General features: G+C 62.3%; 29 protein-coding genes. 13 read left to right on the top strand and 16 right to left on the bottom strand.

The window, feature by feature from the left end; all coding sequences use genetic code 11:
* The first annotated feature begins 172 nt into the window (after window positions 1–172).
* Window positions 173–1,636: a Na+/H+ antiporter NhaC family protein gene (locus tag P1M51_RS02625; RefSeq protein ID WP_276246640.1), complete on the top strand. Its 1,464-nt coding sequence runs from the start codon at window positions 173–175 to the stop codon at window positions 1,634–1,636.
* Here the strand turns inward: P1M51_RS02625 and P1M51_RS02630 are convergent.
* A complete protein-coding gene (locus P1M51_RS02630; RefSeq protein ID WP_276246641.1) occupies window positions 1,633–2,478 on the bottom strand; it encodes an alpha/beta fold hydrolase in 846 nt (281 codons plus the stop codon). The two genes, P1M51_RS02625 and P1M51_RS02630, sit on opposite strands and share 4 nt — an antisense overlap.
* 50 nt (window positions 2,479–2,528) lie before the next feature.
* Window positions 2,529–3,128: a hypothetical protein gene (locus tag P1M51_RS02635; protein WP_276246642.1), complete on the bottom strand. Its 600-nt coding sequence runs from the start codon at window positions 3,126–3,128 to the stop codon at window positions 2,529–2,531.
* A gap of 129 nt (window positions 3,129–3,257) precedes the next feature.
* Between P1M51_RS02635 and P1M51_RS02640 the strand changes: the two genes are divergently transcribed.
* The 3 genes from P1M51_RS02640 to P1M51_RS02650 all read left to right on the top strand — a co-directional run bounded on the left by P1M51_RS02640 (window position 3,258) and on the right by P1M51_RS02650 (window position 4,625).
* Entirely contained in the window at window positions 3,258–3,542 is a 285-nt protein-coding gene (locus P1M51_RS02640; protein WP_276246643.1) for a hypothetical protein, read from the top strand.
* A 283-nt stretch (window positions 3,543–3,825) separates the two neighbouring features.
* Entirely contained in the window at window positions 3,826–4,110 is a 285-nt protein-coding gene (locus tag P1M51_RS02645) for a hypothetical protein (RefSeq protein ID WP_276246644.1), read from the top strand.
* 32 nt (window positions 4,111–4,142) lie between these two features.
* On the top strand, window positions 4,143–4,625 hold the full coding sequence (locus P1M51_RS02650; protein ID WP_276246645.1) for an isoprenylcysteine carboxylmethyltransferase family protein: 483 nt from the start codon (window positions 4,143–4,145) through the stop codon (window positions 4,623–4,625).
* Window position 4,626: 1 nt separating this feature from the next.
* On the opposite strand, the gene P1M51_RS02655 is transcribed toward P1M51_RS02650, so the two are convergent.
* From P1M51_RS02655 to P1M51_RS02670, 4 genes are all read right to left on the bottom strand, one after another.
* Window positions 4,627–5,061 carry an ester cyclase gene (locus P1M51_RS02655; protein ID WP_276246646.1) on the bottom strand — a complete coding sequence of 145 codons (435 nt, stop codon included), beginning with the start codon at window positions 5,059–5,061 and terminating at the stop codon, window positions 4,627–4,629.
* A gap of 86 nt (window positions 5,062–5,147) precedes the next feature.
* Window positions 5,148–5,699 (bottom strand): carboxymuconolactone decarboxylase family protein, encoded by a 552-nt coding sequence (locus P1M51_RS02660; protein ID WP_276246647.1) that lies wholly within the window; start codon window positions 5,697–5,699, stop codon window positions 5,148–5,150.
* A gap of 39 nt (window positions 5,700–5,738) precedes the next feature.
* Window positions 5,739–7,157: a carotenoid oxygenase family protein gene (locus tag P1M51_RS02665; RefSeq protein ID WP_276246648.1), complete on the bottom strand. Its 1,419-nt coding sequence runs from the start codon at window positions 7,155–7,157 to the stop codon at window positions 5,739–5,741.
* Between the two features lie 43 nt (window positions 7,158–7,200).
* Complete coding sequence (locus tag P1M51_RS02670; RefSeq protein WP_276246649.1) at window positions 7,201–8,391, bottom strand: redox-regulated ATPase YchF; 1,191 nt, start codon at window positions 8,389–8,391, stop codon at window positions 7,201–7,203.
* Between the two features lie 125 nt (window positions 8,392–8,516).
* Here P1M51_RS02670 and P1M51_RS02675 point away from each other — a divergent pair, with 125 nt between their 5' ends.
* The gene (locus P1M51_RS02675; RefSeq protein WP_276246650.1) at window positions 8,517–8,951 is read left to right on the top strand and encodes a PaaI family thioesterase; all 435 of its coding nucleotides are present in this window, start codon (window positions 8,517–8,519) and stop codon (window positions 8,949–8,951) included.
* On the opposite strand, the gene P1M51_RS02680 is transcribed toward P1M51_RS02675, so the two are convergent.
* Window positions 8,952–9,401 (bottom strand): signal peptidase I, encoded by a 450-nt coding sequence (locus tag P1M51_RS02680; RefSeq protein ID WP_276246651.1) that lies wholly within the window; start codon window positions 9,399–9,401, stop codon window positions 8,952–8,954.
* 105 nt (window positions 9,402–9,506) lie between these two features.
* Between P1M51_RS02680 and P1M51_RS02685 the strand changes: the two genes are divergently transcribed.
* Complete coding sequence (locus P1M51_RS02685; RefSeq protein ID WP_276246652.1) at window positions 9,507–9,848, top strand: winged helix-turn-helix domain-containing protein; 342 nt, start codon at window positions 9,507–9,509, stop codon at window positions 9,846–9,848.
* Here the strand turns inward: P1M51_RS02685 and P1M51_RS02690 are convergent, their stop codons facing one another.
* Complete coding sequence (locus P1M51_RS02690) at window positions 9,849–10,283, bottom strand: universal stress protein (RefSeq protein ID WP_276246653.1); 435 nt, start codon at window positions 10,281–10,283, stop codon at window positions 9,849–9,851. It abuts the gene before it with no gap.
* Between the two features lie 41 nt (window positions 10,284–10,324).
* A complete protein-coding gene (locus P1M51_RS02695) occupies window positions 10,325–11,041 on the bottom strand; it encodes a fumarylacetoacetate hydrolase family protein (protein WP_276246654.1) in 717 nt (238 codons plus the stop codon).
* Window positions 11,042–11,140: 99 nt separating this feature from the next.
* Here P1M51_RS02695 and P1M51_RS02700 point away from each other — a divergent pair, with 99 nt between their 5' ends.
* Window positions 11,141–11,659 (top strand): gamma carbonic anhydrase family protein, encoded by a 519-nt coding sequence (locus P1M51_RS02700; RefSeq protein ID WP_276246655.1) that lies wholly within the window; start codon window positions 11,141–11,143, stop codon window positions 11,657–11,659.
* A 40-nt stretch (window positions 11,660–11,699) separates the two neighbouring features.
* On the opposite strand, the gene P1M51_RS02705 is transcribed toward P1M51_RS02700, so the two are convergent.
* Both P1M51_RS02705 and P1M51_RS02710 read right to left on the bottom strand, forming a co-directional pair.
* Entirely contained in the window at window positions 11,700–12,146 is a 447-nt protein-coding gene (locus P1M51_RS02705) for a pyridoxamine 5'-phosphate oxidase family protein (RefSeq protein WP_276246656.1), read from the bottom strand.
* The gene (locus tag P1M51_RS02710; protein WP_276246657.1) at window positions 12,143–12,859 is read right to left on the bottom strand and encodes an SOS response-associated peptidase; all 717 of its coding nucleotides are present in this window, start codon (window positions 12,857–12,859) and stop codon (window positions 12,143–12,145) included. The genes P1M51_RS02705 and P1M51_RS02710 overlap by 4 nt, the downstream gene beginning before the upstream one ends.
* Window positions 12,860–12,965: 106 nt before the next feature.
* Between P1M51_RS02710 and P1M51_RS02715 the strand changes: the two genes are divergently transcribed.
* From P1M51_RS02715 to P1M51_RS02730, 4 genes are read left to right on the top strand one after another with little or no spacing between them, the layout of a single operon-like run.
* Window positions 12,966–13,667, top strand: a complete 702-nt coding sequence (locus tag P1M51_RS02715; RefSeq protein WP_276246658.1) for a thioredoxin domain-containing protein — start codon at window positions 12,966–12,968, stop codon at window positions 13,665–13,667.
* Window positions 13,664–14,254, top strand: a complete 591-nt coding sequence (locus P1M51_RS02720) for a hypothetical protein (protein ID WP_369685079.1) — start codon at window positions 13,664–13,666, stop codon at window positions 14,252–14,254. The genes P1M51_RS02715 and P1M51_RS02720 overlap by 4 nt, the downstream gene beginning before the upstream one ends.
* A gap of 50 nt (window positions 14,255–14,304) precedes the next feature.
* Window positions 14,305–14,688: a hypothetical protein gene (locus tag P1M51_RS02725; protein ID WP_276246660.1), complete on the top strand. Its 384-nt coding sequence runs from the start codon at window positions 14,305–14,307 to the stop codon at window positions 14,686–14,688.
* Between the two features lie 47 nt (window positions 14,689–14,735).
* Window positions 14,736–15,956, top strand: a complete 1,221-nt coding sequence (locus P1M51_RS02730) for a TIGR00300 family protein (protein ID WP_276246661.1) — start codon at window positions 14,736–14,738, stop codon at window positions 15,954–15,956.
* Here the strand turns inward: P1M51_RS02730 and P1M51_RS02735 are convergent.
* Both P1M51_RS02735 and P1M51_RS02740 read right to left on the bottom strand, forming a co-directional pair.
* Complete coding sequence (locus tag P1M51_RS02735) at window positions 15,953–16,225, bottom strand: hypothetical protein (RefSeq protein ID WP_276246662.1); 273 nt, start codon at window positions 16,223–16,225, stop codon at window positions 15,953–15,955. The two genes, P1M51_RS02730 and P1M51_RS02735, sit on opposite strands and share 4 nt — an antisense overlap.
* Window positions 16,226–16,263: 38 nt before the next feature.
* On the bottom strand, window positions 16,264–16,662 hold the full coding sequence (locus tag P1M51_RS02740) for a universal stress protein (protein WP_276246663.1): 399 nt from the start codon (window positions 16,660–16,662) through the stop codon (window positions 16,264–16,266).
* Between the two features lie 157 nt (window positions 16,663–16,819).
* Here P1M51_RS02740 and P1M51_RS02745 point away from each other — a divergent pair, with 157 nt between their 5' ends.
* Both P1M51_RS02745 and P1M51_RS02750 read left to right on the top strand, forming a co-directional pair.
* Window positions 16,820–18,130 (top strand): phosphoribosylamine--glycine ligase, encoded by a 1,311-nt coding sequence (locus P1M51_RS02745; RefSeq protein ID WP_276246664.1) that lies wholly within the window; start codon window positions 16,820–16,822, stop codon window positions 18,128–18,130.
* A 362-nt stretch (window positions 18,131–18,492) separates the two neighbouring features.
* Window positions 18,493–19,443, top strand: coding sequence for a phytoene/squalene synthase family protein (locus P1M51_RS02750; RefSeq protein WP_276246665.1), 951 nt, complete (start codon window positions 18,493–18,495; stop codon window positions 19,441–19,443).
* On the opposite strand, the gene cruF is transcribed toward P1M51_RS02750, so the two are convergent.
* From cruF to P1M51_RS02765, 3 genes are read right to left on the bottom strand one after another with little or no spacing between them, the layout of a single operon-like run.
* Window positions 19,444–20,298 (bottom strand): bisanhydrobacterioruberin hydratase, encoded by an 855-nt coding sequence (gene cruF / locus P1M51_RS02755; protein WP_276246666.1) that lies wholly within the window; start codon window positions 20,296–20,298, stop codon window positions 19,444–19,446. It lies immediately after the preceding gene.
* Window positions 20,288–21,184, bottom strand: coding sequence for a prenyltransferase (locus tag P1M51_RS02760; RefSeq protein ID WP_276246667.1), 897 nt, complete (start codon window positions 21,182–21,184; stop codon window positions 20,288–20,290). Before P1M51_RS02760 ends, cruF begins: the two co-directional genes overlap by 11 nt.
* A complete protein-coding gene (locus tag P1M51_RS02765) occupies window positions 21,181–22,668 on the bottom strand; it encodes an NAD(P)/FAD-dependent oxidoreductase (RefSeq protein ID WP_276246668.1) in 1,488 nt (495 codons plus the stop codon). Before P1M51_RS02765 ends, P1M51_RS02760 begins: the two co-directional genes overlap by 4 nt.
* Between the last annotated feature and the right edge of the window lie 41 nt (window positions 22,669–22,709).

A 22,709-nucleotide genomic window follows, 5' to 3' on the forward strand; every position in this document is an offset into this window, starting at 1 on the left:
AAGCCGGGAGAAATAGTGTGTTTACTGTTAGCACGATATTCACGACCGCTGTTCGATTCACGCGAGAAGTTGAGCGGGCACAGGACAGCGTTTCGTGAGAGGTGCCACCACGAAACATGCTCGATACGAATAATCCAAAGGCGTTTTATGCACCAGTTGCATACGACCGGTGATGAGTTCACAGTCGTTCACGCCGCTCGGGTACGATGATATCGACCCCGACCGGCGACCGTCGCTCGCGATTGCGTTGTTGCCAGTGCTCGCCGTGCTGGTCTTCCTCGGCATCGGTTCTGCGGTGTTACAGCTTTCACCGCACGTCCCATTGCTCTGGAGCATCATCTTCGTCGGGGCGCTCGCGCGCTTCCACCTCGGTTTTCGCTGGGACACCCTCGCAGAGGGGCTGACTCGCGGCCTGCTCATGGGCAAACAGGCGCTGTTCATCATCTTCATCATCTACGCCGTCATCGCGACGTGGGTGAGCGCGGGGACGATTCCTGCGCTGATGTACTTCGGTCTCGACCTGCTCACGCCGGTCATCTTCCTCCCGGTCACCGCCATCCTCGCCGGGGTCGTGGCCTTCTCCATCGGCTCGTCGTGGACGACGGTCGGAACGCTTGGCGTCGCGTTCGTCGGTATCGGGTCCGGCCTCGGCGTCCCCGCACCGATGACCGTCGGCGCGATTCTATCCGGCGCCTACGCCGGTGACAAGCAATCACCGCTCTCTGACACGACGAACCTCGCCGCAGGCGTCACGAACACGAACCTCTACGACCACATCCGAGCGATGCGAAACAGCACGCTCGTCGCCTTCTCGCTCGCGCTCGTCGGCTACGCGGTTCTCGGACTTCGGGGAAGTGGTTCAATTCCGGCCGGTCAGGTCGCAGAGATTCAGGGCGCGCTCGCCGGTACCTACTCGCTCAGCCCGCTCGTGGTCCTGCCTCTACTCGTCACCTTCGGCCTCGCTCTCAAGCGGTATCCGGCGATTCCGACGCTCATCGCCGGCGTCCTCGCTGGCGTGTTCACCACCATCGTCGTGCAGGGCGCGTCGTTCACGGGTGCGTGGACGGTGTTCATGAACGGGACCGCGCCCGAGACGGGCAGCGAACTCGTAAACGGACTGCTCGCCACTGGCGGGCTAACTGGCTCTGCGTGGACGATTACTGTCGTCGTCGCCGCCCTCTCGCTCGGCGGCCTGCTCGAACGCATTGGCGTCCTCGCGGTGCTCGCCTACCATCTCTCGAAGGGCGTCGCGAGCGTCGGCGGCCTCGTCGCCGGGACGGGTGCGGCGGCCATCGTGACGAACTTGCTCACCTCCCAGCAGTATATGAGCATCGTGGTCCCGGGGCTTACCCTCCGCGACGTGTACGACGAGTACGGCCTCGACAGCGACGACCTCTCGCGCGCCATCGAAGCCGCCGGCACGCCGACGGGGGCGCTCATCCCGTGGCACGCCGGTGCACTGTTCATGGCGGAGGCGACGGGCGTCCCGACACTCGCTGGAAGCTTCGGGCTCGCCGGCTACGCGCCGTACTACTTCTTCGGATTCCTCTCGCCGCTCGTCCTGTTCGCCATCGCGGCGACGGGATGGAGCCTGCACCCGGGGACGAAATCCACCACTGCACAGCCTGCTGATTAGTCCCGGAAGAACTGGCGAATCGGCCGAATCTGTTCGGGCGTGTTCAGCGACGGGGCGTGCCCACACTCGATTTCGAGCGCCGCCGCCGCCGGTTTTCGTTCCTGCATCTCCTCGAACGTGTCTTTCGCGAGAATGTCAGAGGTCTCTCCGCGGAGGATGAACAGGTCGGCTTCGATGGCGTCCCACAAGTCCCACGGGTCGCCCTCCGGTGTCGCGGTCAACATCGGCTCGACGATACGCGGGTCGTAGGCAGGCGTGAACGCGCCGTTTTCGAGCCGTCTGCTCGACGTTTTGGTGAACCGCCGCCACTCTGCGTCGGTCATCGCGCTGTACGTCGCATACGTCTCTCGGTAGTAGGCTTCCAGTTCGGTAAAGCGCGCAAAAGAGGGCGGGTTGGTGAGGTACTCGATAATTCGGTCGAGGCCTTCGTCTGCGCCGTCGTCTTCGGCGGGGGCCGGACTCACGTCGTTCACCACCATGTGGGTGATGCGCTCTGCGAGCGGGCCGGCCGCGAGCGCGATGCCGAGGATGCCGCCCATCGACGTGCCGACCCAGCGCATCGTGTCGATGTCGAGCGCCTCGCAGAAGGCGACCAGCATCTCGGTCATTGATTCCGGGCCGTAGGTCGTATCCTCTTCAGCCCACTCGCTCAGGCCGCGTCCGGGCATGTCGGGACAAAGTACCCAGTAGTCGTCTTCGAGGTGTCGTGCGAGTGGGTCGAAGTCCCGGCCGACCCGCGAGAGACCGTGGACGCAGACGACGGGCGGGTCGTCCGTGTCTCCCCACGCGGAGTAGTGTAGTTCGGTGTCGGCGACAGTGACGAACTCGTCAGTTCGGGGCATGCGTGGGGGTTCGTCACACGGGGTCAAATGCCTGCGGGTGACCGTACTCGTCAGTTCTTCTCTGCTGCGTCGGACGCTTCGGGCGACTCATCTGTCGCCTCCGTTGCCTTCTCGGCCTCTCGTATCGCCTTCTTCGCCGCCCGTTTCGCTTCCGAGGCATCGACTGCGGCCTCGTCCGCCTTCTGATTGGCCGCGTTCGCAAGCTCTTCGAGCTCCGTCGCCCGCGCCGCTGCCTCGTCCGCTTTCGTAATCGCCTTCGCGGCTTCGAGCGTCGATTCCTGGGCGACTTCGAGGGCGTCCGCCGCGGTCTCCTCCGCTCGTACCGCAGTGTCGAAGGCCTCTTCTGCAACTTGCTCGTCCCCCGTCACGCCAGTCGCGTCGCCCACGCGCTCCGCGGCAGAGTTCGCGGCTTTAGCCACCCGCTCCCACCAGACGAAGAGGGCAATCGCGAGGAAGAACATCACCGTCCAGCCGACCAGCTGGCGGACGTCGCTCGGCCCGAGGACGATGTTGATGACTTTCTCTACGATTTTCGCCGCCCCGGCACCCACCAGCACCGCCCCGAGCAACTGCCGGCTGAAGATTTCGTCCAGCCGTCGGCGGACGATTGGTTCGCCCACCCCCGGCAAGTAATCACGGAGTTGCGTCACATCTGAATTTGGTCCAACCCGTAGAAATACCTGTGGCTGGTGTGGACTGTTCGCGTTTCACGAGTGTCTGTCATTTGGCGAACGCCGTATTTCTCCTCGTTCGACGTACTTCCCTGTGGTGACACCAACATGGCACACATGCTCATTCACCACCGGGTGAAAGATTATCCGACGTGGAAGAAAGTGTTCGACGAACACGCAGAAACCCGAAAGCAGGCGGGAGAGCGGTCACACGAACTGTTCTGTAGCGGCGAAGACCAGAACGACATCACGATTCTGATGGACTTCGAATCGGAAGACGGCGCCCGGTCGTTCGCTGAATCCGACGACCTCCGCCAAACGATGGAACGCGCTGGCGTGGTCGGGAAACCCGAAATCACCTACCTCGACCACATGGAACACTATGCGTCGTAAACACGCGCACACCCGGGTTTTATGACAAAATTCAGAGGCGTAGTGGTCACGACTACACAGCACTCGAACTTTGGACTATTCCCTGATAATCCGGCGACACTGGGGGTCAATTTGGGTCTAACTCGGGCTCATTTCGGGAGTAGTCTCGGAATATCTACATTAAGTCGATGGGCGTCTGGTGTCCCTAGAGGCAAACGACAATGCAACGACTCGACAAACTGACCGTGATTCTCGTCGCGGGCATGTTCCTCGTCGCAGGGGCGGGCCGAGATTGGAGACGGTCTTGCGCCTCAAACTCTTCCTCACGACGTTCAACGTCGTCCTGTTGTTCGTCCTCGCGAAGGGGTACGTCTCCATCTACCGCGCGCTTCCGAACTCCTTCACTCGGAGTCTCGTCCTGTTTAGGGTCGCACTCCTGTTCTACGCCCTCGCGGCGAACCCGGCAGTGCACATCCTTCTCGGCTACCCGCAAGCGGGACTAGGAACGCTTCTCGGACCGTTCACCAATCTCTCTGACCTCTTTGCCGCCATCGCCATCGTCGCGTTGTTGTATCAGAGCTATAAGTAGGCATTTTATCCCACCCTTGCCTAGTGGGTCGTATGCATCCGTTGGCCCGGTCTGCACTGTTTACGCTCGTTGGGCCGGGGACGGTCGCCGTGCTCGTTCCGTACATCATCCTCACCGGATTCCCCCCACTCTTTCTGCTGGCGCTCGGCCCGTTCCGGTATCTCGGTATCTCTCTCCTGCTCGTCGGTATCGGCATCTACGCGACCACTGTCGGCCTCTTTGCCGTCGCTGGTGGCACGCCCGCGCCCATCGACGAACCCGCCTCACTCGTCTCCGTCGGCCTCTACCAACTGGTCCGCAACCCGATGTACGTGGGTATCCTCTCCATCATCTTCGGCGAGGCGCTGTTCTTCGAATCCGGGTTACTGGCCGTCTATGGAATCGTCGTCTGGTTGCTGTTTCACGTCTTCATCGTGGCCTACGAGGAACCCCACTTGCGCAAGAAGTTCGGTACCGACTACGAGCACTACGTCGAGTCGACGCCGCGCTGGTTCCCACGACTCCCCCGGCAGTGACTCACTCGACAGGCTCAGAGACGAGGCCGAGTTGCCGATACAGGTGGAGGTAATCGGCCTGCACCCACATCTCGGCGAGTTTGCCGTCGGCAAATCGCTCTACGGTAATGCCGGACATCTCGGTCTCGCCACCGGTCGGTGACGGTCCCCCGCGGACCATGTCGTTGGCAGTATACACTGTCCACCGAGTTACGACCGTATCGCCGGCCGCGAACCGCTCGTGAACGTCGTACCTGCTGGTTCCGAGCGCCGCGCCGAAATACGACCGAAGACCGTCCGCGCCCACGAGTTCCCCGTCGTGCCCACCGAAACCGTGGCCCCGAAAGTCCGGGGCGACGAGGTCGTCCAAGATGTCGATACCGCCCATCAGGTACTCGTCGAAAAACCGTTCGCTGAGGGCGAGGTGCCGTTGTTCCGGTGCTGTGCTGCGTGTCATCGTCAACCTCCGAGTCAACCGACTCGATAACCGTGTGTAGGAATAGCATGGAGAAAATCGTCGTTCATCGGTTGCCGGACTATCCGTCAGTTTGGTCGTTCCAGATTTGCGAGGTCCCAGCCGACGAACTCGTCTTCGGGTTCGACTGAAAGTGCTGCGATGGTCCGGGAGAGGGCGAAGTACTCGCCGGCCAGCATCGCAACGCCCACGACGGTTCGGTCGTCTACGTGCTCGCGCAACCGGTCGTGAACCGCGTCGTCCACTGACTCGTGGACGTACGCGGTCACGTAGTCGACCAGTGCGGCGTCAAGGGGTGCGAGCTCTGCCACCGCGCCCGAACTGATTGCGAGGATGGTCTCTTCGGCCAGCCCGGCGTCGAGTGCGACGGAAACGTGCTGGTGCCACTCGTACTCGCAGTCCGTGGCTCGGGCGACGGTCAGTATGACGAGTTCGACCGCGCGTATGTCGATGCCCGCCTCGGCCCAGAGCGTTCCTGCGGATTTGGTCAGGGTTGCCAGCGCAGGCGGGTTGTTCGCGATGGCGCGAAACACGTTCAGCGGGCCGAGATTCGTCTCCTCGACAAGCGCGTCCACTGCTGGGTCGGGATCGGAAAAATCAACGTATGGGACACGTGGCATATCCCTCTCTCGGGAGCGACGAAGATAACGGTTCGCGCGTCACCAGACGCGGTCGAAAAACTGACCGTGGAAGTCAAAGGGGAGGACGTGCGGGAGTTCTGCTCTCGCAACCTCGGTGAACGTCTCGCCGTCGAGGACGAGCAGCGAAGACGCTTCGCGGTCTGCGTCGAGAATCACGGACAGGACGACGCCGTCGTCCTCTCGCGCTGGGGCCGGTGCGGGTACGAACACCGGTTCGCCACAGAACGTCGCCGACTCGCTCCAGCGCGTCCCGGTCCGTTCTTCGATGTCGGCCTTGACGAGGTAGTTAGAGAACGTGCCTCCCTCGACGAGACTCCCCTGCCCGTAGACGTACCGGTAGGGTTGCCTGCGGACGTGCGGGGAGATGGTCGGCAGTTCCATCGGCGTCTCGCATAGCGACTCGCTCTCGATACGCCCCGTGTCGCCCTCGGTGAGGGGAACTGTGTAGCGACGGAGTTCGCCGACGAGTCCCTCGTACTCGCCGCTCGCGAGGCGTTCGAGATAGAGGCCCTGGATGACACGCGGGTCCGGGTACGCTACTAGGTCGATGACGAGGTAATCGTCGCGCTGGAACGCGTTCACGTGGTGGAACACGAAGAAGGCGTCCGTCTCGGGCGTCGCGACCATCGCCTCGCGTTCGCGGTCTACGATGATGAACGTCGTCTTCTCCGCCGCGTCCCACGAGAAGTGGTCGATGAATCCGTCGTCGCCCGGTTTGAGGAAGCTGAGTGGGTTCACGGTGAACGGCACCTCGGTGAGCACCGCGTACCGGTCGGTGAGCGCGAAACTGTGCGTGTACGCCGGTCTCGGGGCTTCGATGGTGGCGACGACTTCGCGGGTCGCAGTCCCGTCCGGGAGTCGGTAGATGGTGTAGGTGTTTCGCCGTCCGAACTTCGTGAGCAGGCCAACGGTCTCCGCGCGCGCTGCGTCGTGGTGGACGTGCGCCGTAGAGAGGTGCCCGGTGAGGTCGTCGTCGAACGTGAAGTGTCCGACCGTTTCGAGCGTTCCCGGTTCGAACTCGACGACGTTCGGAACCTCGGTGAGCGCGACGAACCGGGTGCCAAACTGCGCGACGGTGACGTTCGCGTTGTCGGTGGCTTCGGGGAAGACGAACGACTTGAGTTTTTTGAGCAGTCCCTGCGACCCCGCGGTGCCGAACGTCCCCAGTCTGAGGTCGCCGTTCATGCGAGTTTGGTATGTCTCAGACCGCAGGAACCGATTGGAGTAGGACACGTCGCCACCGTGGATGGCGAACTTTCGCACCATTCCGAGCCCGTCGAACCAGTGGTTCACGCGCCCGTTGCCGACCTCGAAGTGGGCGGGGCCGTTTCGGAGCAGGGTCCCCGAAAGCCACTGCGGGAGGTCGCCCTCGACCGGGAGTGGGTGTGCTGTTATCTCTTCTGTGAGCGTCGAAAATCCCCGCCCGTGGCCGTCCATGCAACCCTTCGGCCCGGAGGCGAGATAAGGATGACTCGCCGGGTCAGTTCGTCGAGACGATTTCGATGACGTCGCGGTGTGAGAGGTCGCGGTCCGCGCCGACCTGCCGCTTCGACCGGCAGTCGATGGCGTGGAGGAAGCCGTCGCCGATGTCCGTGTGGAGGTGGTAGGCGAACCCCTCTGCGGTTGCGTACTCGGGCAGTAAGAAGCAATCGCGGAACTTGCCCTTCTCGTCCCACTTGCCGTTTGCCGTGCCCGGGAAGATGGCCTTCACGCCGAGTTCGTCGAACAGCGCCGCTTCGAGCGCCTGCTGGACGCCCGTCCCGCCGTGGGCCTGCATGAACTCCCGAATCTGCTCTAACCCCTGTTGTTGTTCTGCGGAGAGGTCTGCGAGAATTTCAAAGTCTTCGTCGCCGGGTCGATAGTCGACGACGCCCTGTTCGTCTGCCTTCTTGAGCGCCTTCTCTGCGTGGGCACTCGCCGGGATGATGGTCAGGTGTTCATAATCGGGGTCGGCCGTGACTTCCTCGTAGTTCGCCTGCGCCTCTGGGGTGTCCATCTTGTTGGCCGCGATGATGATGGGCTTGGTCACCTTGCGAATCTCACGGGCGAGTCGTTCGCGGTCTGCCTCGTCCCACTCGTCGGGGTCGAGTTCGAGGTCACAGCGGAGGATGACCTGCTTCAGTTCGTCCTTGTTGGTCCGAAACGCGGACATCTGTTCTGCGAGTTCGACCTCGATTTTCAGCTCCTCGGCCTGGTACTTTCCGTTGTAGCGCTCGATGCCCTTCTCTAGAATCTCCAGATACCACATGTCGAGTTCGTTCTCCAAGAACTCGATGTCGTCGCGGGGGTCGTGACCCTCCGTCTGTTCGCCCTCGGCGTCGGTCTTGCCCGAGAAATCGACGATGTGGATGAGCACGTCGGCTTCGTTCAGGTCGGTGAGGAACTGGTTGCCGAGGCCCTTGCCCTCGTGTGCGCCCGGAATCAGGCCCGCCACGTCCACGAGTTTCGTCGGGACGAAGCGCATCCCGTGGTCGCAGTAGCCGGTCGTCGGGGTACACTCCTCGTCGAATTCGGGGGCCGCACACTCAACGCGAGCGTAGGCTTCTCCCACGCTCGGGTCGATGGTCGTAAACGGATACGCCCCCTCCGGCACATCGTTCATCGTGGCCGCATTGAAGAAACTCGACTTGCCGACAGACGGCTTGCCGACAAGGCCGATTTTGTAACTCATTGGCGATTTTAGCCCGAACGACAGGTAAAGCGTTTTGTTCCCAAAACGCCGTGTGGGGCGGTGACACGGCCACGCTGCATGCCGAAACCCTGTGAGTTATGGTGGCACATCGCTCCATTCCTCCCATGCCCAACACCGCCCACTTTCGCAAACTCGAGGAGATGTACGCAGATGCACCCTGCAACGAGTACTACGAACCCGAAATCACCATCGAGGAGGGGCGTGCCACGCTCACGATGCCGGTAAAGGAAGACCAGTTCCACGCCGCCAACGCCGTCCACGGTTCGACCTACTTCAAGGCGCTCGACGACGCCGCGTTCTTCGCCGCGAACTCGCTCGTCGAAGACGTGTTCGTCCTCACCTCGCAGTTCAATCTCTATCTCACCAAACCCATCACCGAGGGCTGGATGGAGGCCGAAGGCGAAGTCGTCCACCAGAGCGGGAGTCAACTCATCGCCGACGCGGTGGTCAGAGACAGCGACGGTGACGTCATCGCCCGCGGCACGGGGAACTTCATCAGGAGTCGTATCGAACTGGACGAGGACGTGGGCTATCGCTGATTAGGACTCGACGTAGCGCCACGCGCCGAGAACAGTCGCGCCCGCCAGCAGCGGCAGGTCGGCCAGTTGCAACAGCGCGCCGAGTCGCGGGACGACCAACGGCGCCCCATCGACGGTGAGGACTTCGCCGACGATGGCGTCTCGCTGAACCGGCGGCTCGCCCCGTTCCTGGTCGGTGGCGTGGTTCGCGTCGCCCTTGGTGACGAATCCGGCGGCCGTCTCGCTGACGACGCGGTGGGTGACCAGTTCGTCCTCGCGGGTCGCCTCGTAGACGACGATGTCGCCGCGTTCGACGGCTGTCGGCGGAACGACGACGAAGCCGTCGCCCGTGGCAATTGCGGGTTCCATGCTTCCAGAATAGACGTAGGTGACTTGCACGGGCGCACTCGCAGGGGCGAGCACGCCGACTGTGAGGCAGGCGACACACAGCGCCACCAGGGCGAAACGCATTGTCCAGAGTCTGCGAGCAGAGATTCATAATAACCGGACAGTGTTCTCTATCCCGGAAAAAGGCTAAGGGCAGAAGCACGGTACGTCGTCCTACGAGGCGAATTTGTGACCGTTGACACCGATAGCGAAAACGTACTCGACGTGTTTGGCGATGCCTATGCTCGGTCGATTCTCACTGCACTGTCCGGCACGCCGCGCTCTGCGAAGGAGCTGTGTGAGTGCTGTGACCTCTCCCCACCGACCGTCTACCGGCGGCTTCGCACGCTCGAAGCACACGGACTCGTCCGCGCTCGAACGCGGGTCGCGGCCGACGGCAACCACTTTCAGGTGTTTGAGACGGCGTTTACCACCGCCCACATCACGCTGCGAGACGGCACCCTCTCTGCGCGACTCGTAGACGCAGCGGCCGATTCGACGCCACAGCCGATTCCGTCGCAGGAAGACTGACTACTCCTCCGGTTTGCGCACCACGAGCACGGGCACGTCAGCCTCGCGGACGATGCGGTCGGTGACGCTCCCGAGCAGCAGTCTGGACAGTCCCGACCGGCCGTGGGTCCCCATCACGACGAGGTCGATGTCGTTTTCCTCGATGTAGGTGAGGATGCCGTCGCGGGGGTCGTCCCGAACCATGGTCGTCACCGTGGTCACGCCGGCGTCCTCTGCGCGGACCTCGACGTCTTCTAAAAGCTTCGCGCCTCTGGCTTCGAGTTCTTCCAGAAATCGCTCTACGTTCAGTTCCTCTAAGAGGTCGAGTCCGGTAAACTCGACGGCGTAGAGCACGTGCAGACTCGCTCCGTACGTCTTCGCCAGGTCGATTGCGTTCTCGACCGCGCGTTCTGTCCCCTCGCTGCCGTCAGTCGGCAGTAAAATGTGTTCGTACATGCGCCACCCTGCCTACCTGTTGGTTGGCGACGGTAATGAATCTATGACGGAGACACGGTGTTCCGGAGCGTGCCGATGCCCTCGTACCAGATTTCGATTTCGTCGCCCGGTTCGAGCAGGCCGGGGTTCGCCGGACTGCCAAAGGAGATGATATCGCCGGGTTTGAACGTAAACCGCTCGGAGAGAAACGCGATGACCTCGATGGGGTCGAACAGCATGTTCTCGGTGTGGTCCTTCTGGCGCTGCTCGCCGTTTATCGTCGTCTCCATCGCCAGATTCGAGGGGTCTACGTCGGTGGCGATGACCGGCCCGAGCGGGGCAGAGCCGTCGAACGCCTTTCGCGCCGTCCGGCGGGGCTGGTCGAGTGCGTCCAGGTCGTTCATGATGGTATAGCCGCGGACGACGTCGGGCACTTCCGCCGGCGTCAGGTCGTGGCACTGCTCGCCGATGACCGCGGCCAGCTCGCCGGCGTAGGTCAGTTCCTCGGTGAACGTGGGGTACTCGATGGGTTGGTCGGGATGGTGCAACGAGACGGCCGGTTTGATGAAGAAATCAGGTTCGTCCGGAATCTCGTAGGACATCTGCTCTATCTTCTTCCCGAAGTTTCGGCCGACACAGTAGAACGTCGAGGGGTCGCTCGGCGCGAGGAGCGTGGCGTTCTCACCCACCTCGTAAGCCGTTTCGTTGTGGATGACGACACCGTCTTCGTACTCGCCGGTAATCACGCCGTCCGGCGTGCGAACGCGGGCCAGATGCATGGACGAGGTGTCTCAGCACATTCGCATACGTGTTGTGCTTGCGGTGGTACTGACCGACGTGTGCGTATTGTTATCATGTTGGCGAACGTACACCCGGCCATGAGTGACCGTCGTCACTACGAATTCGAGGGGATGCGCCCGAACATTCACGAACAGGCACACGTGAGTCGCGAATCGACGCTCATCGGGGACGTGACGGTCGAGGCAGACGCGAGCGTCTGGCCGGGGGTCGTGTTGCGCGGGGACATCGGTCCCGTCCGCGTCGGAAAGCAATCGCACGTCGGAGACAACGCGATGATTCACGCCTCGAACGTCGGCAACCGCGTGATGGTCGGCCACGGGGCGGTCATCAACGAGGCGAGCGTCGAGGACGGGGCGCTCGTCGGCTTCAACGCCGTGTTGAACGCAGGTGTCGTCGTCGGGAAAAAGAGCATCGTCGCCTCGGGGTCCGTGGTTCCGGAGGACTACCACATCCCCGCCGAATCGTTCGTCCGCGGGGTACCGGCCATCGTGACGCCACTCTCTGAGACCACCATCGACCCAGAAACCATCTTCACCGACTACTCGTCCGGTGAGTACACGAATCTCGCAGAACGCTACACCGACCTGTTCGACTGACCAGCAACCGGTCCGACTGACCACCGACCAGTCGTCCCGACTAGCCGGTTCGTCGGCCAGTCAGTTCTCTAATTTCGAGTTCGAACAGTGCCGGTTCCAGTTCCTCGGTGGCTTCCCCGAAGATTCGAATCGGGATGAACGCCTCATTGACCGTCGCGTCGTCGTACGTCGCTCGCTCCGCACCCGTGAGTTCGCGTAGCGACCCGCGGGCGATGATGCTCCAGGAGTCATCGGGTGGGTCGTAGTCGTAGCAGGTGAGACACGCCTGCGTCGTCGTCTCGATGAAGGCCATCTTCTCGCTTCCCTGGTGTCGCCCGAGACGAATGATAATTCGCTCGCCGTCGTAGTGGAACGCGACCGGAATCGCGTAGGCTTCACCGCCTCGCGAGAGCGCGAGGACGCCCGTCTCGGTCGATTTCAGCATCCGGTCTACGTCCCGTTCGCTCATCCCCTCCGTGAACGTGTATTCGATGTGGTCAATCGTCATGCGGCGAGGTCGACCTCCTCTACAATCTCCGGGCGGTCGTTGCTCGGATTGTTGACGACCGTCGAGACGGGGTACGCCCGCAGGTCGCTGTCGTCGGGATACGGACGGAGCAGGTCGTAGACCTCCTCGGGGTCGCCGGTAAGCCACGCGTCTTCGGCCTCGGGTTCGAGGATGACGGCCATCCGGTTGTGCAGCGGTTCGATGAGGTCGTTTGGCTCCGTCGTGATGATGGTGAAACTCTCGATCGGCTCGACCCGGGCATCGGGTTTGTCACCGCCACCGAAGTCGCCGAGACCGGTCTGTTTCTGCGGCGGTGTCCACCGTTCCCAGAGGCCCGCCATCGCGAACGGGCGGTCGTCTTCGAACGAGACGCGGTAGGGCTGTTTTCCCGAGTCGGTCTTCGCCCACTCGTAGAACCCGTCGGCGAGAACGAGACAGCGGCGCTGTTCGTACGCTTCGGCAAAACTGCGTTTCTCGCGGACGGTCTCGGCCCGCGCATTGATGCGCTTGTTCCCCACCTTCGCGTCGTCTGCCCACGAGGGAATCAACCCCCAGCGGAGGGTGCGGATAGTGTCTCGGGAGGTGTTCTGAATCACGGGCAGGTTCTGGGAGGGGGCCGCGTTGTATCGCGGCCGAAACGAGCGTTCGAACCGCGCGTCGAACCGCTCCTCGACCTCTTCAGGCGGCGTAAACAGGCTGTAGCGCCCACACATACCGAACAAAACGCGTCGCAGTCGGTTAAACGCTCCCCGCGAATTTTGGTGTGAGTTTGGTGCAATTCCGAAAAACGATGATACGTCCACGGGTCGAACGAGAGCTATGCATCGACGGAGATTTCTCGCCGGAACGGCCCTCACGGGCGTTTCCGCGTTCGCTGGGTGCGTGGGTGGTGTCGGAGACGCCGGAATGGAGGGTACTGGCCCGACCACTGGGAAAGATGGCGGCTCGACTTCGGCGTCCGAGGAGCCCCAGTACCGGGCACTCGACGCCCTCGACGCCCAGCCCGTGCTCGGGTCGCTCGACCGCGACCGCCTCATCGTCGCCTACGAGGACCCGTCGTGTCCCACGTGCAGGCGCTTCGAGCAGAACACGCTTCCGGAACTCACGTCGAAACACATCGACACTGGCGTGGTCGCCTTCGTCTACCGCGGATTTCCGGTCATCTACCCGTGGGGGAAACCGGCGACGCAGGCCATGGAGGCCACGTTCGCCCGCGACGAAGACGCGTTCTGGGCGCTGACCGACCACTACTACGCAGAACAGCCGTCGTTCACCACTGACAACGTCTTAGCGAAGACCGAGGCGTTTCTCAGTGCGGAGACGGACCTCGATGCGGCGGCCATCGTTCAGGACGCCCGCGACAAGGCCTACGACGACGCGGTGCAGACGGACCTCGATACCGGGAAGGCCGCGGGCGCGTCGGCCACGCCGACGTTCTTCCTGTTCGTCGACGGCGAGTTCCAGACGACGGTTCGCGGCGCACAGGACCTCCGGGTGTTCGAAAGCGCCCTCCAGCTATGAGCCGAATCCGCCTGCCGACGCGTGGACGTGACTGGCGTCTCATGGCCCGTACTGCCCGACTGGTCGTCACCATTCCCACGTACACCATCGTCGCGCTGGTGGGAGCGTTTCTCGGCCTCACGCTGTTCGTCTTCTCGCTGAACCCGGACCTCGTGGGCTTCGCGCTGTTCTCGGGTAGCCTCACGCTCTCCGCCCAACTGTCGTTGCTCTCGGGACTCTACCCCTTCGTGAGTGAGTCGTTCGACCTGCTCACCGGTTCCCTCCTCGTCGGTATCGCGCTGTTGTTCGGCGTGGACATCGCGATGGTCACCTACCACCTGCGCGAACACGACCTGTCGGTTCGCACCGGGAGCACCGGCGTCGCCGGCCTCATCCTCGGCACGCTCGGGGCTGGCTGTGCCGCCTGCGGGTCCGTCCTCATCGTCGGCATCCTCTCGCTGTTTGGCATCTCCGTTTCGCTCACGTTCCTGCCGCTCGACGGCCTCGAATTCGCGCTGCTCGCGTTCGTGACGCTCTTGCTCTCGATTTACTGGATTGCAGAAGGCATGCGCGGCGGCGAGATAAATGGCTGTCCGGTCGATTTCTGAGCCAATACTATATAGGTGATTGCGAACGAATTGCACGGGTAAGAGGGGACATGAGTACGGACATTCCGGATTTCGAGATTCCACAGCGCCCGCGCCGGGAGTACCCCCGCGACGGCGGGGTCGTCTTCGCCGGACAGACCATCTTCACGCTGTCGCCCACGCCAGAACAGTCAGACACGGCGCTCGAATCGCTGGTCGTGGGTGTATTAGAGGACGACCCGTACACATTCGGCGACTGGTTCGACTTGCCGATGCCGCTGTTTCTGGTGTACGACCGCGAGACGGGCGACGTGTTCCGCGTCGCGGTGCGCGGCGGTGCCATCGAATTTCACGTTTTGCCCGCCACGGAACCGGAGGGACTACGGGCACTCTACCAGCGCCTCGACGCGGTGAGCGACTGTGCGTGGGCGGTTGCCTGTCGATTGGCTGACTGAGAGCTAATCCCACAACCGTCTTATCACCCCGTCTCTCACATCTTTCCATGAGCGTCTCGAGTGAAGTCGAACTCGAAGGCCACATCATCGACTCCGGGATGATGCAGGCCTGTTTCGGCATCATCATGGACTTCGACGGCTGGTTCAACGTAGAGGAGTTCAACATCGGCCGACAGAAGACAGACGAATCGTACGCCCGACTCACCGTTTCGGCCGAAACCGACGAGGAACTCCACCGCATCCTCCACGAACTTCACCAGATGGGGGCGAACCCCTCCGACGTGCGTGACGTGGAACTCGAACCCGCACCCCGCGACCAGGTCGTCCCCATCGGGTTCTATTCGACGACCAACCACCCGACGTGGATTCGCTACGAGGGTGAATGGCTCGAAGTCGAAGACATCGAAATGGACTGCGCCGTGGTCGTAGACGAGGACGAACCACGCGCCTACACGAAGGTGTTGAACGGCATCGACGAGGGCGACCTCGTGGTGACCGGCGAATCCGGTATCAAAGTAAAACCTCCAGAACGGCCCCGTGAGTCTGGTGGCGCGTTCGGCTTCATGCAGGGTGGCATCTCCTCTGAGCGCCCCTCGAAGACCACTATCTCGAACGTCGCAGACGCGATGCAGAAGACGAAAGACGAGGGTGGGAAGATTCTCGCCGTCTGTGGCCCCGCACTGCTCCATTCCGGGGCCGGGCCGGCACTCGCCCGTCTCGTCCGCGAGGGGTACATCGACGGTATCTCAGCCGGCAACGGCTTCGCCGTCCACGACCTGGAGCGCGACCTCTACGGCACCTCGCTCGGGATGGACGTCGAAACGCTCGAACACCCGCGCAAGGGTCACAAACACCACATCTACACCATCTCCGAAATCATCCGCGTCGGCGGCATCAAGGAGGCCGTCGCGGAGGGCCTCATCGACTCCGGTGTGATGTACGAGTGTGTCGCGAACGACGTGCCCTACGTCCTCGCCGGGTCGATTCGCGACGACGGGCCGCTTCCCGACACCATCACCGACTCCATCGAGGCCCAGAACGCCATCCGTGAGCAGGCTCGGGACGCCGACATGGTGCTCATGCTCTCGACGCTGCTGCATTCGGTCGCCGTCGGGAACTGCCTCCCCTCCACGACGAAGGTGGTCTGCGTGGACATCAGTCCGGCGACGGTCACGCAACTGCTCGACCGTGGCAGCGCACAGGCGATCGGGATGGTGACCGACATCGGGACGTTCGTCCCGATTCTCGCAGAAGAGTTACTCGACTAAATTCCGCTGACCGTCGACCGATAGGCCTTGATTTCTTCGTGGGCCTGCTCGATGGCGGCTTTCTGTTCTGCATCGACGCTGGCTTTTATCTCGTGCAGGGCATTTTCGATACGCGCCAGCCGCCCGTGGTCCGGGCCGCGGGTCTGTGTGGCGAACTTCCCGACCTGTTCTGCGAGGCCGGCCAGTCGCTCGCTCACTGCCTCGTCGTCTACGTCCTCGGCGATTCCTGCCAGTTGTTCGCTCGCCGTTTTGAGATGCTCTCGGCTCATAATCGATAGTTTGGAAGAGGGGAACAAAAAAGCGTGCCTTACTCGGAGAGGGGCACCGCGACGACGGGGCGTTCCGAACTCAGGAGGATGTCCTGTGCGTTCGACCCGAAGACGACCTTTCCGGTCGGACTGCGCTTGCGGATGCCGATGACGATTTCGTTTACGTCCTTGTCCGCAGCGAATTTCTGGATGTCTTCTGCGGCCGTGTTGCCCCGGACGAGCTGGTGGGTCTCGACCGTCACGCTGTCGCTGAGGGTGTCCTCTACGTACTCGATGGCGTCGCGTCCGGCGAACACGTCTTTGTCGTCGGTGTCGTCACCACCGACTAGCGAGTTGACGACGTACACCACGTCGCCGTCTGTTGCCCGGGTTTCGAGATACTCGACGAGCGATTCGCTCGTTTTGACGTCGTTGGTGGCGACGAGAAATCGAACCATGACAGGAAATTGGGGGTAGAGATTATAAAGGTGTCCGACCGGGTATCTCCCCGTCTCAGCCACACATGCCCGTCGGTACCACCCTTCGACGCCGACTCCCTCCGTCGAACCCGCGCTCTGAGGGAATTATTTATCGCTGGCCCGAGTCGGGTGGCGTATGGACTCGAAGAAGTTCCTCTTTTGTTCGCTCGATGCGGCCCTCATCGGAGACACCGCCTGGCAGGTCGCCCAGGAGGGCCACGACGTAAAGTACTACATCGAAACCGAGGAAGACCGCGAAATTGCAGACGGCTTCGTCGAGAAGACCGACGACTGGCGGGCAGAAATCGACTGGGCCGACGTCATCATCTTCGACGACATCTGGGTCGGTTCAGACGTGGGAACCGGAGAACTCGCCCAGGAACTGCGCGAGCAGGGCAAGGCCGTCGTCGGCGGGACGCCGAACACAGACCGCCTCGAAGCCGACCGGGGCTACGCGATGGAGATTCTCAAAGAACACGACGTGAACACTATCCAGCATCGTGAATTTTCGGATTTCGACGCCGGAATCGAGTACATCCACGAGAATCCCGGCCCGTACGTCATCAAACCGCTCGGCGAGGTGCAGAACGTCAAACGACTGCTCTACGTGGGCCGCGAAGACGACGGCAGCGACGTCGTGGACGTGCTTCGCGCCTACAAGAAGGCGTGGGGCCACCGCATGAAGGGCTTTCAGCTACAACGACGGGTCTCGGGCGTCGAAATCGCCGTCTGTGGCTTCTTTAACGGGAACAAATTCATCGAACCGATCAACTTCAACTTCGAGCACAAGAAACTCTTTCCAGGCAACATCGGCCCCTCGACCGGCGAGATGGGGACGTCGATGTTCTGGACCGCTCGCAACAAACTGTTCCGCGAGACGCTCGGCCGCCTCGAAGAGTGGCTCGCTGAGGAGGGCTACGTCGGGAGCATCGACATCAACTGCATCGTCAACAGTTCAGGCATCTACCCGCTCGAGTTCACGCCGCGCTTTGGCTACCCGACCATCGTCCTGCAAGAGGAATCGTTCAAGACGCCGACCGGTGAGTTCTTCTACAAACTCGCACACGGCGAGGACCCCGAACTGAAGGTCCACAACGGCTACCAGATTGCCGTTCGCATCTGCGTGCCGCCGTTCCCGTTCGACGACGACAAGACGTTCGACGAGAACTCGCGCAACGCGGCCATCGTCTTCGAGACCGACGACCGCGACGGCATCCACATCGAGGACACGAAGAAGGTAAACGGCCAGTGGCGCGTCGCGGGCACCTCGGGTATCGCCATCATCGCCACCGGCAAGGGACCGACGATGCAGAAGGCCCAGGAGAAAGCCTACGACCGCATCGAGAACATCATTATTCCGAATCTATACTACCGTGACGACATCGGCGAACGCTGGATCGAGGGCGACAACGACCGCCTGCTCGCGTGGGGCTACCTCGGACCCTGAACGGCCCTCCACTACGTCGCGCCGGTAGCGAAGAATTGCACGAGGGCCTGGCCACCTTCGATGAGTCCGACGGGGGAAGCCGCTGACGACCAGTTTCGCAGTGTCGCCGCCGATACTACGCCAGCGGTCGTCGGGATACGGTTCGAGAGAAACCACACTCAATAGTTCCAGGAAACATTCCATTAATGTGAGGGGGTCGTTCGTTTTGTCCCCACGGGTCACTCGAAAATCCCAGCAGTAAGCGTTCCGCGCTCTGTCGAGACTGCCGCTGGTTCACTGACGTGCCCAACTGGTTGGGGTATTTTCGCAGACCGCGCAAACCCCTATTACTGCACCAATCGTCAATTCAGTTATCGTTCCGCATGGTACACCGTGAGTCCCTCGCCAAAAGTAAGGCCATCCACCGCCGGACTGGCAAGACGTTCTACTACGCGACGAAGCTACTGCCAAAGCGCATTCGTCACGCCACCTACGTCCTGTACGCCTTCTTCCGCATTGCGGACGAAGTCGTGGACAGTGCGAACGACCTGAGTCCCGCCGCCCAGCGCGAGCGCCTCGAAACCCTCCGCGATGAGGCACTCGGTCGCAAGCCGACCGAAGAACCTGTGTTGCTCGCCTTCCGGGACCTCTGTGACGAGTACGACATCCCGGACGAGGAAGTCGTGGCGTTCGTCGACGCCATGCTCGCAGACATCGAGAAAGACCGGTACGAAACGTACGAGGAACTCGAAGGTTACATGCGCGGGTCGGCCGCGGCGGTCGGCCGGATGATGACCTGCGTGATGCAACCGGACGAACCAGAGCGGGCACTACCACACGCGACCAAACTCGGTGAGGCGTTCCAACTCACCAATTTCCTGCGCGACGTGGGCGAGGACGTCGTCGACCGCGACCGCATTTACCTCCCGCTCTCTACCCTCGAATCGTTCGGCGTGACCGAACAGCAAATCGAGGAACTCGAGTTCACTGATGGACTTGAGAAGGCTATGTCCTTCGAACTGAATCGTGCGGAGGAACTCTACCGCGAGGGCGTGGCGGGGATTCGCTACCTGCCCGAGGACAGCCAGTTCGCCATCCTCCTCTCGGCGATTCTCTACGCGGACCACCACCGCCTCATTCGCGCACAGGGGATGGACACGCTCTCGAAGACACCGTCTATCAGCGCCGCCCGCAAACTCCGCCTCATCGCCGAGACGCGCTGGGCGTGGCTCTGGAACTCTGACCCCGAGGCAGTCTTCGAGAAGGTGAGCGTCGCGGGAACCACGACCAGCAGACCGCCGGAACCGACCGGGACGCCGACGCAGGCCCGGTAATCAGCTACTTTTCGTCCACCGATTGAACGCAGGTGGCCCGACCACGAAGTCGAAGCGGTCGAGTCGCATCAAGACCACTGCGAACCCGACCGCGAGCGCCGCGGGAATCCAGTTACCGAAGTAGCCGTTTATGACGCCCCAGAGAATGGCGAAGCTCACGAGATCGTCGAGCATGAACGAACATCTGTCGAGGCGTGCGCGGACGCCAGCGGCGTCGAAGCCCAGGTCGACGAGCGTCATTGCCACCGTTGCGGAGAACACCCAGCCGAGGTAGTTAGAGACGGGCACGTCGTAGTACGCACCGCCGTCTGCATATGCCCAGAAGCCGAGGTCCACTGCGGCGGGGTCCAACACGAGGTCCATCACGAGCACGAGGGCAATGCCGGTGAGCACGCGGCGAAGCCGCGAGGTGGCACGCGGGCCGAGCAGGAGCAACCCGAGCAGATAGCCGTTGAGCAGCAAGGGGAAGTAGAAGATGGGCAGGGCGAGGGGGACCTCTCCGAACAGCATCGGACCGAGGGCGAGTTGGTAGGAGAACTCGCCGTAGGGAAGGCCGGTTCGCACGCCGACCAGTTCGATTGCGTAGGTGAACGTCGCGAGCGCGAGCAGTGCGGTGGCCGCCCGGCGCGTTACGAGCGGCATGAGACCGGCGATGAGCGGCAGGCGCATGACGAACGTCGCCGCGACGAGCAAGAACGGGTTCAGGGCGAGTTCCGACGGGACGTATCCCTCGCTGCCGAGAATCAGGAGCACGGTTCCAACGAGGGGAAAGACGACGGCGATGGTGAAACGGTTGTGGTGGACCAGCGAATCGAGGCGGTCGGAGACGGTCCGGCGGGGCTGCTCAGAAGCCATTTACGAACCTCCAGAGGCCGCCGAAGGTCAAGACCATGCCGACGACGGTGTTGACCGCCGGATACCACCAGTACGCCTCCTCAACGCCCACGTCCGACGCGACGATGCCGAAGACGAGCAGCGGGTAGACGACGAGCAGTGCGCCGAGCAGGGGGTGGACGAGGGCGAAGGCGACGGCTGCCGCGAACCAGCAGGCCGCACAGTAGACGTAGGTCCGCCGAGCGCCGAGTGCGGTCGCAGTCGTGCGAATTCCGGCGGACCGGTCCGGTTCGATGTCTGGAATCGCAGAGAACGTGTGCATTCCCATCGTCCAGAGCCACCCGCCGACGATGGCGAGCGTCGGTGGCAGTTCACCCGCGAGAGTGACGTACGCGATGACCGCCGGCAGGATGTAGAGGCCGTTCGAGACGGAGTCGAGCAGCGGCGTCGTCTTGAACCGGAACGGTGGCGCACTGTACTCTATCGCGAGGAAGTAGTAGACGGCAAACACCCCGAGAGCGACCGCCGGCAGGAATGGCACGAATGCGAGGCCGAGCAACCCGGAGACGAGGATGACCGCGAGCGCGGTTCGGTTCCCCGAATAGCGAACCTCTTTGTCCGCTTTCTTCGGGTTCTCCGTGTCCACGTCGCGGTCGAAGATGTCGTTTACGCCGTACAGAAAGACGTTCGCCGGGACGAGGAAGTACAGAAAGAGGGCGATTGCGACCGGTGAGAGCAACGCGCCGAGTGAGTCCGCGCCGTAGGCCGCCCCCACGATGACCGGGCCGGCGAGGTAGAACCAGAAGCGTGGCCGCGACAGGCGAAGCAGGTAGCCACTCAGCGTGCTTTCTGTTGGAAGGAGGCCAGCGAGTACGGTTGTCGCTCCCGAGAACGTGGGTGTCCTCATAACGTCGAATCGTGGATGACGGCGTTCGCGGCGTGCTCGCCGCTGATGAGGCACATCGGAACGCCGATGCCGGGGGTGGTGAACGACCCGGTGAAGTAGAGGCCGTCTACCTTCTTCGAACGGTGTGGCGGTCGCAGCAGGGCCGTCTGTCGGAGGGTGTGAGCGAGGCCGAGGGCCGACCCCTGCGTGCTGTTGTAACGCGTCGCGAAGTCGCGCACGCAGAACGATTTCTCGAAGACGATGCGTTCGTGGAGGTCCACGCCGGTGTTCTTCGCGATGTCGTCGAGAATCTTCGCCCGGTACTGGCGGCGAAGTTTCGGCGTGTCGGTGAGGCCCGCCGCGATGGGCACGAGCGCGAAGAGGTTGCTGTGGCCCTCCGGGGCGACGGTGTCGTCGGTTTTCGAGGGGACACAGAGGTAGTACGCCGGATTGTCGGGCCACGCGGGTCGGTCGAAAATTTGCTCGAAGTGCGGGTCCCAGTCTTCGGGGAGGACGAGCGTGTGGTGGGCCAATTCGTCTACGTCGCCTTCGACGCCGAGGTAGAGCAAGAACGCGGAGGGGGCGTACGTGCGCTCGTTCCAGTACTCCTTCGAGTACTGGCGTTCGTGTTTCGGCAGGAGGTCCTGTTCGGTGTGGGCGTAGTCCGCGTCAGAGACCACGAGGTCGGGGTGGTACTCGCCCTGTGTCGTCTCGACGAGGAATCCCTCGCGGCGTCGGGTGACCTCGGTCACTTCGCAGTCGGTGACGAATTTGACGCCGAGTTCTTCTGCGAGTTCGACCATGCCGTCTATCACGGCCCCGATGCCGCTCTCTGGGTAGTACACGCCGAGGTTGAAATCGACGTGGCTCATCATGTTGTAGAGCGCGGGCGTGTTCTTCGGCGACCCCCCGAGGAACACGAGCGTGTACTGCATAATCTGCTGGAGTTTCGGGTTCTCGAAGTAGTCCTCGACGTGGCCCTGCATCGACCCGATGAGGTTGAGGCCGATTGGCGCGGCTTTCAGCACCGAGGGGTCCACCCAGTCGCGCAGGCGTGGGCGGTCCTTGTAGACGAACTCGTTCATCGCCACCTCGTAGTTGCGTTCGCTCTCTTCGAGGTACGCTTCGAGTTTCGCGCCCGCGCCTTCCTCGTAGGACTCGAACACCTCTTTTACCTGCTCGTGGTCGGGCGTGATGTCTATCTTGTCGCCGTCTTTGAAGAAAATCCGGTAGTGGGGGTCGAGGCGCTCCAGTTCGTAGTACTCGGAGGGAAGTTTGCCAAAGTGCCGGAAGAACCGCTCGAAGACGTCGGGCATGAGATACCACGAGGGTCCCATATCGAAGCGAAAACCGTCTGCTTCGAGGCGGCTTGCACGCCCGCCGAGTTGCTCGTTTTTCTCCAGAACGGTGACCGAAAAGTCGGCGTCAGCGAGATAGCACGCAGTCGAGAGGCCGCCGACACCCCCACCGATGACGACGACAGATTGTCGCGAGGAAGGACTCATGGGATAATCTACATGTCCTACCACCATAAGGAAGGCCCCCA

Source organism: Haladaptatus sp. QDMS2 (genome assembly GCF_029338295.1).
Taxonomy (GTDB): domain Archaea; phylum Halobacteriota; class Halobacteria; order Halobacteriales; family Halococcaceae; genus QDMS2.

Bases quoted from the DNA above. Each gene is read 5' to 3' on its own strand.
- P1M51_RS02715 (WP_276246658.1), top strand. From the start codon at position 12,966: ATGCATCGACGGAGATTTCTCGCCGGAACGGCCCTCACGGGCGTTTCC.
- P1M51_RS02765 (WP_276246668.1), bottom strand. From the start codon at position 22,668: ATGAGTCCTTCCTCGCGACAATCTGTCGTCGTCATCGGTGGGGGTGTC.
- P1M51_RS02705 (WP_276246656.1), bottom strand. From the start codon at position 12,146: ATGACGATTGACCACATCGAATACACGTTCACGGAGGGGATGAGCGAA.
- P1M51_RS02650 (WP_276246645.1), top strand. From the start codon at position 4,143: ATGCATCCGTTGGCCCGGTCTGCACTGTTTACGCTCGTTGGGCCGGGG.
- P1M51_RS02625 (WP_276246640.1), top strand. From the start codon at position 173: ATGAGTTCACAGTCGTTCACGCCGCTCGGGTACGATGATATCGACCCC.
- P1M51_RS02675 (WP_276246650.1), top strand. From the start codon at position 8,517: ATGCCCAACACCGCCCACTTTCGCAAACTCGAGGAGATGTACGCAGAT.
- P1M51_RS02710 (WP_276246657.1), bottom strand. From the start codon at position 12,859: ATGTGTGGGCGCTACAGCCTGTTTACGCCGCCTGAAGAGGTCGAGGAG.
- P1M51_RS02695 (WP_276246654.1), bottom strand. From the start codon at position 11,041: ATGCATCTGGCCCGCGTTCGCACGCCGGACGGCGTGATTACCGGCGAG.
- P1M51_RS02670 (WP_276246649.1), bottom strand. From the start codon at position 8,391: ATGAGTTACAAAATCGGCCTTGTCGGCAAGCCGTCTGTCGGCAAGTCG.
- P1M51_RS02700 (WP_276246655.1), top strand. From the start codon at position 11,141: ATGAGTGACCGTCGTCACTACGAATTCGAGGGGATGCGCCCGAACATT.
- P1M51_RS02740 (WP_276246663.1), bottom strand. From the start codon at position 16,662: ATGGTTCGATTTCTCGTCGCCACCAACGACGTCAAAACGAGCGAATCG.
- P1M51_RS02735 (WP_276246662.1), bottom strand. From the start codon at position 16,225: ATGAGCCGAGAGCATCTCAAAACGGCGAGCGAACAACTGGCAGGAATC.
- P1M51_RS02760 (WP_276246667.1), bottom strand. From the start codon at position 21,184: ATGAGGACACCCACGTTCTCGGGAGCGACAACCGTACTCGCTGGCCTC.
- P1M51_RS02660 (WP_276246647.1), bottom strand. From the start codon at position 5,699: ATGCCACGTGTCCCATACGTTGATTTTTCCGATCCCGACCCAGCAGTG.
- P1M51_RS02750 (WP_276246665.1), top strand. From the start codon at position 18,493: ATGGTACACCGTGAGTCCCTCGCCAAAAGTAAGGCCATCCACCGCCGG.
- P1M51_RS02720 (WP_369685079.1), top strand. From the start codon at position 13,664: ATGAGCCGAATCCGCCTGCCGACGCGTGGACGTGACTGGCGTCTCATG.
- P1M51_RS02725 (WP_276246660.1), top strand. From the start codon at position 14,305: ATGAGTACGGACATTCCGGATTTCGAGATTCCACAGCGCCCGCGCCGG.
- cruF (WP_276246666.1), bottom strand. From the start codon at position 20,298: ATGGCTTCTGAGCAGCCCCGCCGGACCGTCTCCGACCGCCTCGATTCG.
- P1M51_RS02690 (WP_276246653.1), bottom strand. From the start codon at position 10,283: ATGTACGAACACATTTTACTGCCGACTGACGGCAGCGAGGGGACAGAA.
- P1M51_RS02730 (WP_276246661.1), top strand. From the start codon at position 14,736: ATGAGCGTCTCGAGTGAAGTCGAACTCGAAGGCCACATCATCGACTCC.
- P1M51_RS02630 (WP_276246641.1), bottom strand. From the start codon at position 2,478: ATGCCCCGAACTGACGAGTTCGTCACTGTCGCCGACACCGAACTACAC.
- P1M51_RS02680 (WP_276246651.1), bottom strand. From the start codon at position 9,401: ATGCGTTTCGCCCTGGTGGCGCTGTGTGTCGCCTGCCTCACAGTCGGC.
- P1M51_RS02640 (WP_276246643.1), top strand. From the start codon at position 3,258: ATGGCACACATGCTCATTCACCACCGGGTGAAAGATTATCCGACGTGG.
- P1M51_RS02655 (WP_276246646.1), bottom strand. From the start codon at position 5,061: ATGACACGCAGCACAGCACCGGAACAACGGCACCTCGCCCTCAGCGAA.
- P1M51_RS02665 (WP_276246648.1), bottom strand. From the start codon at position 7,157: ATGGACGGCCACGGGCGGGGATTTTCGACGCTCACAGAAGAGATAACA.
- P1M51_RS02745 (WP_276246664.1), top strand. From the start codon at position 16,820: ATGGACTCGAAGAAGTTCCTCTTTTGTTCGCTCGATGCGGCCCTCATC.